General features: G+C 39.0%; 3 protein-coding genes. All 3 read left to right on the forward strand.

Annotated features, from left to right (window positions below):
- Positions 1–179, forward strand: a 179-nt coding sequence (locus tag CCB157_RS16980; protein ID WP_143287141.1) for an IS3 family transposase, incomplete at its 5' end; no start/stop codon positions are given.
- Between the two features lie 276 nt (positions 180–455).
- Complete coding sequence (locus tag CCB157_RS16985) at positions 456–770, forward strand: helix-turn-helix domain-containing protein (protein WP_077616956.1); 315 nt, start codon at positions 456–458, stop codon at positions 768–770.
- Positions 740–1319, forward strand: a 580-nt coding sequence (locus tag CCB157_RS16990) for an IS3 family transposase (RefSeq protein ID WP_077616957.1), incomplete at its 3' end; no start/stop codon positions are given. The genes CCB157_RS16985 and CCB157_RS16990, both read left to right, overlap by 31 nt.

Here is a 1319-nt window from a genome sequence, read left to right on the forward strand (position 1 = left end):
CTTTCCATGCAATTCTGAAAAAGGAAGAGATCTACAGAGTCAACTATTTGAACTTTCAAGCTGCCAGAAGAGCCTTATTCGAATTTATAGAAGGCTGGTACAATCGGAAACGGATTCATAGCTGCTTGGGCTATATGACGCCACAAGAAACAGAAGACAGTATCAAAGGGGCAGCGTAGTGCTCTTCACAATTTTACAAGCATCCGCTTTACATGGAGTGGCGGGTGTGGCAGGCTTGTTTGCCATGCGAAAGAAATCATTGCCCCTTTCGCCCTTCGCATAACACCACGCCCGCAGAGGCTCCATGTCAAGCGACCAGCGATGTCATGAAAAATATGGCATGAGATCAAAATTAAATTTCACTTATTGGTGTCCAAAATATTGACTTAAATCCACCTTATAGTAGACAGAAAAAAAGAAAGGGATGTACTGTCTACTATGGAGGGGATATTTTTATGGGCAAAATCAGAAAAACTTACAGTAAAGAATATAAATTAGACGTTGTGAAGAAATATTTGTATGAGGGATGGACTAAGCGTGAAATCATGGATCAATTTCGCATCTCTTCTTCCATGTTACATAGATGGGTAACTCACTATAAAAACGAAGGAATTCAAGGATTAGAAGAGAAAAGGGGCAGGACAAAAAGTTTACGTAAAGGTAGACCAAGAAAAAATCCTTTGACAACTGAACAAGAACTGGAACGTTTACGTGTGGAGAATGAATATTTAAAAAAGCTATTAGCGTTAAGAAAGGGGGAGAGAAAGTAAGAGACAAATATCAGGTAATAGAAGAGCTATCTAAGAAATATACCATTCGTCTACTCTGTGAGGTATCCGGCGTTTCAAGGAGTGGATTCTACAAGTGGAGAAAGAGAAAATTCATGAAGACGAAAAAACAAATAGAGAATGAGCAGATCAAAGAAAAGATTCAGGAGTGTTACGAAGCTGTCCATGGCATTTACGGCTATCCTCGAGTCACAGCTTGGCTTAGAAAAAAATACAACCTAACCATCAACCACAAAAGAGTATATCGGTTAATGAAAGAACTAGGGATTCAAGCGAAAATTCGGAGAAAGCGAAAATATTTTGGAAAGAAAGAGGCATACGTGGTATCGGATAACCATTTGAATCGAGAATTTCAAGCCAAAAGACCAAATGAGAAGTGGGTGACGGATATTACGTATCTTCAAAGCAATGGCATCCGATTATATTTATCCGCCATTAAAGACTTATATAACAACGAGATTGTCGCTTATCAAATCAGTCATCGAAATGATGTTAGGCTCGTCATCGATACCGTGAAGTTAGCGATAAAAC

Source organism: Caenibacillus caldisaponilyticus (genome assembly GCF_002003465.1).
Classification (GTDB): domain Bacteria; phylum Bacillota; class Bacilli; order Bacillales; family Sporolactobacillaceae; genus Caenibacillus; species Caenibacillus caldisaponilyticus.